Annotated in this window: 8 protein-coding genes; 6 read left to right on the forward strand and 2 right to left on the reverse strand. The window is 57.1% G+C overall.

The genetic code is table 11. From position 1 onward, the window contains the following. Nucleotides 1-361, forward strand: a 361-nt coding sequence (locus TSA1_RS40405; RefSeq protein ID WP_430649780.1) for an AMP-binding enzyme, incomplete at its 5' end; no start/stop codon positions are given. Nucleotides 362-646: 285 nt separating this feature from the next. Here the strand turns inward: TSA1_RS40405 and TSA1_RS28395 are convergent. Next, entirely contained in the window at nt 647-943 is a 297-nt protein-coding gene (locus TSA1_RS28395; RefSeq protein WP_100179221.1) for a hypothetical protein, read from the reverse strand. Nucleotides 944-1,716: 773 nt separating this feature from the next. Here TSA1_RS28395 and TSA1_RS28405 point away from each other — a divergent pair. Next, nucleotides 1,717-2,367 (forward strand): acyltransferase family protein, encoded by a 651-nt coding sequence (locus tag TSA1_RS28405; protein WP_283814409.1) that lies wholly within the window; start codon nt 1,717-1,719, stop codon nt 2,365-2,367. Between the two features lie 2 nt (nt 2,368-2,369). Beyond that, a complete protein-coding gene (locus tag TSA1_RS28410) occupies nt 2,370-2,723 on the forward strand; it encodes an acyltransferase family protein (protein ID WP_100179223.1) in 354 nt (117 codons plus the stop codon). A 4-nt stretch (nt 2,724-2,727) separates the two neighbouring features. On the opposite strand, the gene TSA1_RS41205 is transcribed toward TSA1_RS28410, so the two are convergent. After that, on the reverse strand, nt 2,728-3,234 hold the full coding sequence (locus TSA1_RS41205) for a class I SAM-dependent methyltransferase (RefSeq protein ID WP_430649781.1): 507 nt from the start codon (nt 3,232-3,234) through the stop codon (nt 2,728-2,730). Between TSA1_RS41205 and TSA1_RS28420 the strand changes: the two genes are divergently transcribed. From TSA1_RS28420 to TSA1_RS28430, 3 genes are all read left to right on the forward strand, one after another. After that, nucleotides 3,187-4,245: a methyltransferase gene (locus TSA1_RS28420; RefSeq protein WP_161497269.1), complete on the forward strand. Its 1,059-nt coding sequence runs from the start codon at nt 3,187-3,189 to the stop codon at nt 4,243-4,245. The genes TSA1_RS41205 and TSA1_RS28420 overlap by 48 nt on opposite strands. Nucleotides 4,246-4,394: 149 nt before the next feature. Next, the gene (locus TSA1_RS28425) at nt 4,395-4,580 is read left to right on the forward strand and encodes a hypothetical protein (protein WP_100179226.1); all 186 of its coding nucleotides are present in this window, start codon (nt 4,395-4,397) and stop codon (nt 4,578-4,580) included. A 65-nt stretch (nt 4,581-4,645) separates the two neighbouring features. After that, the gene (locus tag TSA1_RS28430; protein WP_100179227.1) at nt 4,646-4,990 is read left to right on the forward strand and encodes a response regulator; all 345 of its coding nucleotides are present in this window, start codon (nt 4,646-4,648) and stop codon (nt 4,988-4,990) included. The last annotated feature ends 109 nt before the right edge of the window (nt 4,991-5,099 follow it).

Raw genomic sequence — 5,099 nt, forward strand, 5'->3', positions numbered from 1 at the left:
AATGCGCGACAACATCAACCGCGGCGGGGAGAAGTTCGGCACCGAGGATATTGAGATGCTGATCGCGCAGCATCCCGACATCGCCGATGGCAAGGTGGTCGCGATGCCAGATCCGACCTACGGAGAGAAGGCCTGCGCCTTTATCATTCCACGTCCAGGACGCCGAAACGTGACCGTAGCCGAACTCGGATCCTTTCTGCTCGCTCGCGGTCTGGCGAAGTTCAAACTTCCCGAACGTATCGTGCAGGTCGATTCATTTCCGGTAACCAGGGTCGGGAAGTTGGATCGCGCCGCACTCCGCTCGGCCATAGCAAACACGTTGGTGAGCGAGTCAGCTCTGAAGGCGAAGGACATGAACTAGCCAGAAAACTCGTTTCGCCCGAAGAGTTGTCGGGAGTTCGAGTCATTGGTCCGCTACATTGCGAACCCCACTATTTCCGGAGCCCCGCTTTCCTATCGGAGAGCGATCTAACCTGACAATCGGCTTGCAAATTTGCCACCTCGCCGCACCTGCGAATGTTACCCTGAGCTCCAGCCCAAACGGCGCAGCCGGATGAGACAACTGCGGTGGATTCGTTGGCTGGGCCTGTGTTAGTGCATGCCAGACGGACCAACGACGAGCCGGAGTGGCGACAGTGATGCACTGTTATTCGGCGGCCCACGTGTCTCCATGAAGATCAACGCGCCTGTTTGCTTGATAGAAGACGTGCTCGCGATGGAGTCTTGAGCCCTCGCCGTAGAGAGCGTTTATCTCTTCTGAAGCCTCCGGATCGTCTTCTGGATCCAGCTCCTTCTGCTGAATTTCCCATATCTTCTCGTTCTCCGGATAAGCGTCGATTTCGCCAGAGGTGCGTAGGACGACCGGAGCGTCGGGCCACGAAAGTAATATGCTTTGGCTGCCAATGATGAAGACCTTGTCGGTTTTAAACAGCCGGGCAATCACCCTGACTGTCTCGACAAGGTCTTAAATAGTTCGAACAAACGAGTTTTGTGTCACGCCGCCATCCCCGGAAGTGCCGCGGTCTGATGGATCGTAGATCTCTCTGCAATCCGCTTCGCCGCCTTCCAGATACGACGGCGCAGAGTGTCATCCTCGAAGTTGACACCTTCCGCCAAAACGCAAGGCGAGGACAGACGCAGACGCGTTATCTCTTCGTTGCGACTCGTCAAACGGCGCCGTACAGTCGATGGAGGAAAGCCAAGCATGTCCGACCACTCGCGAACGAAAGTGTAGCCTTCGAAACGCTGCGAGTTATGGGCCAAAGAATCCTTCGCCCTTTCGACGAGTGACGGGTCGCGACCGATCTGCCGCGCAATAAGCCGATGCATGATCAGCTTCGGGTGTCGTTCACGTATTCCTGGTTGATCCGGACGCTCATGGCTCTCGACCAATACCTACCTCAGGGCGGAAAATAGGGCATCTACCCTTGAAAATCCAGCTACTCACGGCTCCGGGCTTCTTCACCCCCCTCGCCGGCTCAGCGTCCCACTGACGCTTTGCCGCATCGCTTCCATCAGGTCGACCACATTCTCGCCCTTCGGCCGCTCCTTCGGTCGGATCGTCTTGCCCACACGTTTCCGGCCTCCGAGATCGAAAATGATTGCAATCTAGGGGCGATGACGGCAGGTTATCGTCGCCCCTAGCGTGCATTGCAGAGGGCTTCAGAACACGGTTAGGGGGCTGTTCTGCAGAAGGATCTTGGCTTCGTTTCGCGACTGGAATCGCTTCGTGGTCTCGCGGCCGTCTCGGTGGTGGCGTACCACGCGTTTGGACGCTCCATCGATACAAACGTCACTGGGCTCGCGCCCGTTGTTCTGTTTTTTGTGCTGAGCGGCTTCGTCCTCGCGCGTTCCTTGGCGCGAGGCCCGACGATCGCTGAGTTCTTCAGGCATCGGGTCTTCCGGCTATTCCCCGCCGGCATCGCGGCGGTTCTGCTTCTCACTGCCCTCCATGCGCAGTTTGGTTTCTATCACGGGTTTCCTCCCGACTTTTCCGCGTTCAACGTGCTGCTGAACGCTCTGATGCTTAAGCACGACATCAACGGCCCGATGTGGTCAATGACCGTCGAGTGCTTGGCTACACCAGTCATCCTGGCGACATTCTGGATCTGCCAGCGCTTCGGGTGGCAAAGAGTGCTGCCTGCGATTGTCATCCTCTTCGGTCTGTCCTTCGTCGGTCAGTTCACGCATTTGCTCGGCGGCTTTTCGAATCTCGGACCTCTTTACGCATTTCTAGTCGGCGTCGTCCTGCACTTCACCGGGAAACGCTTTGTCGAAGCGCTCACCAGTAACGGGGGACCTTCGCTGCAATCGTCGCCGCCGCAGTTTTCTCGTATTGCGGTCTTCAAAAACAAACTGGATGGATAATCTTGCTGGAGACGTTGAGCTCTGGTTGCCTGATCGCTCTGATAGCCTTTGCACCAGATTCGAAACTCTTTAGGTTCCTCGACGCAACTTGGAGCAATTTTTTCGGCCAAGTTTCCTACAGCTTTTACCTGCTTCACATGATCGGGCTGTCGATCGCTGTTCGGCTTACGAGTTTCGAGGGATCACCGATCGTTTCGGCCCTTCTCAGCACCGCACTAGGTGTGGTTCTGACCACCCCGCTTGCATGGATCTCCTGGCGTTGCATCGAGCGGCCGTTTATCCGTTTAGGCAGGCGATTGGACAGTTCTCCTAAGCGAGGCTTCATCAACACCACCGTGAGCGCAGAAACCTTCTAGGCTCCTAGGACGGCACAAATCTAAATTGATGTGTTCCGTGCTCGCCGGGATCCGGGCTGCGTTCTACCATCCTGTAACCCTCATGAGCCTCGATAAAAGCTTGCTCGGGAATCCAGGTCCGTTTGTATCTCACAAGTTTTTCCGTGGGCGAGGATACCTGCCCCGGTCCGTTGTCACTCAAGTACGATGTCTGAACCTCTCGCCTGGCCTCTCCGTCGCTTATTGGGACGCGATGCCAGACCAACTTCCGGGGGGCGATTGCGCAGAGTGATCGGATTGTCTCGACGGGGTCCGGCACGTACTGAATTGCGCCATTCGAATGGACCAAATCGACATCTCCGAGCCAGTCGGCCGCCTCGCCGATCTGCTCGAAAAACCTCAAGCTGTCTGTCGATAGCTTTTTCGCACGCCTCACCATGGCAGGCGTCTCAACTACAGCCCACCTAATGTCCGGCAATTGACGTTGGGCCGTCTTGTAGTGGACGCCGGCGCCACCTCCGAAGTCGAGCACTGTTCTCAAGCCTGTGACCAACGGCCAGTCTTCTTCTCCCTGAAAGGCGATGGTCTTGCGAAAGATGATATCGACCAGCTCCTCGCTTTCGTATCCTTCGATCGCTTCTCGCGGCGGAAACAATCGCCTTCGGAGCCTTTGGATCAAACTCATGGTCGTCCCGGCAATTCCATCGGATTCCAGTTGACACAATCAGAAACATTCAGAAATGTACAGCTAGAAGGCGAAGAATTTTCTCGATCAACTGGCGCGGCAAGCCCACCGAAAGTCCGGCGGCATGCAGCATGCCTTCAGTTACTGGTATTGCCGATGGGCGTTTTGCACACGATCGAGCATGGCTTTGTGAGACCGGCGCTGCGCCGAATAAGGCCCGCGAAGCGCATCGTCTTGGGCGGGATCACGGTCGAGTATAAGAGCGAGCTCGATGGGGGCGGCATAGAGTTCGGCCAAGACTTCATTCCATTTCTGCGCTCCCGTGGGATGCCTAAACAGCCTCGCCTCTTCGAGTGGTGCGCCGGACCCGCATTTATCGGCTTTTCGATGTTGGGCCACGGCTTGTGCGAAACGCTCTGCCTAGCCGACATCAACCCCGCCGCGGTGAACCGCTGCAGAAAAACCGTCAAGCTGAACCACCTTGAGGATCGGGTCTCAGTTTACGAATCCAACAATCTGCGAAGCATACCAAAGAGCGAGCGGTGGAACCTGGTGGTGAGTAATCCGCCTCACTTCATCGATCAGTACAAAGGCGACATCCGTGCGCACGATCCCGATTGGTCCATTCACCGAGAGTTTTTCAGCACGATACATCCCTACTTGGCCGATGATGGCGTGATCGTTCTCCAAGAGAACAATCGCGGTTCGACCGTAGAAACCTTCCGCGAGATGATTGATGCGGCGGGCCTAAAAATCGTGTTCACGCACGGTGACCACAAAGAGCTTACACGCGAGAGCGTCTTCTACTTCATCGGCATCGTCAAAAAGGGAGCCGAAATTCCGGCTTGGGCGCGTTAGCGAGGTACAAATCTGAATTACTCTCAGTTTGGATCTGGGCCCCTGTCGGTCGGCAAAGTTCGCCAGTGCCGATAGGAGAGCTGGAGGGCGGGAACTAAAAGCCGAACGAAAAGGCCGTCCAAGCGTTGGCTGGCCAGGAGGATCGGCCAGTGAAACCCAAGCCCTCGCCAAAATTACCAAATCCAAAACCTCGCAGCGACAACGAAGGCGTCCCGCGCAAAATGCTGATCGACAATTCCAGTGAGGCGAGTGCCGAGAACCGCGATCTCGTGCACGGCGATAGCGGCACCATCGGCCTTCCCACCAAGCCCGGCGATTTGTCGAAGGACGATTAGGCGCGCGCCGGAACTTACCCGACGAGGGCCGCGTTGATGTCTTCGATAGAAGGAACGTCTGTGCGATGAGGCTCACTGTCCTGGTTGTTGACGACGATCCCGCCGTCCTCGACGTGGTCGTGGGCATGCTGGAGGATCTCGGCTGGGAGGTGGTCAGCGCCCACAACGGCCAGGATGCGCTCGAAAGGCTCGGGCAGAACCGGGAGATCTCCGTCCTCATCACGGACATCAACATGCCCGGCATGGATGGGCATGAACTGGCCGAGCTGGCCAAGCGCGTCCGCCCGGAGCTAAAGATGCTGCAACTGTCCGGTCGCGAACCCCGGCGCGGCGGCCTGCCGATGATCAGGAAGCCGTTCTCGTTCGAGGAACTCGCCGAGATCCTCGAACGCACCACAGGCATTCATTGACCATCGCGCCCAATGAAAAACCCGCAACGGATGGCGTCCGCGCGGGCTGAACCGAACTCTTCTGATGATGCCAATATGCCGGTGTTTTGCCCGACGTGTCAACGCGGCG

Source organism: Bradyrhizobium nitroreducens (genome assembly GCF_002776695.1).
Lineage (GTDB): Bacteria > Pseudomonadota > Alphaproteobacteria > Rhizobiales > Xanthobacteraceae > Bradyrhizobium > Bradyrhizobium nitroreducens.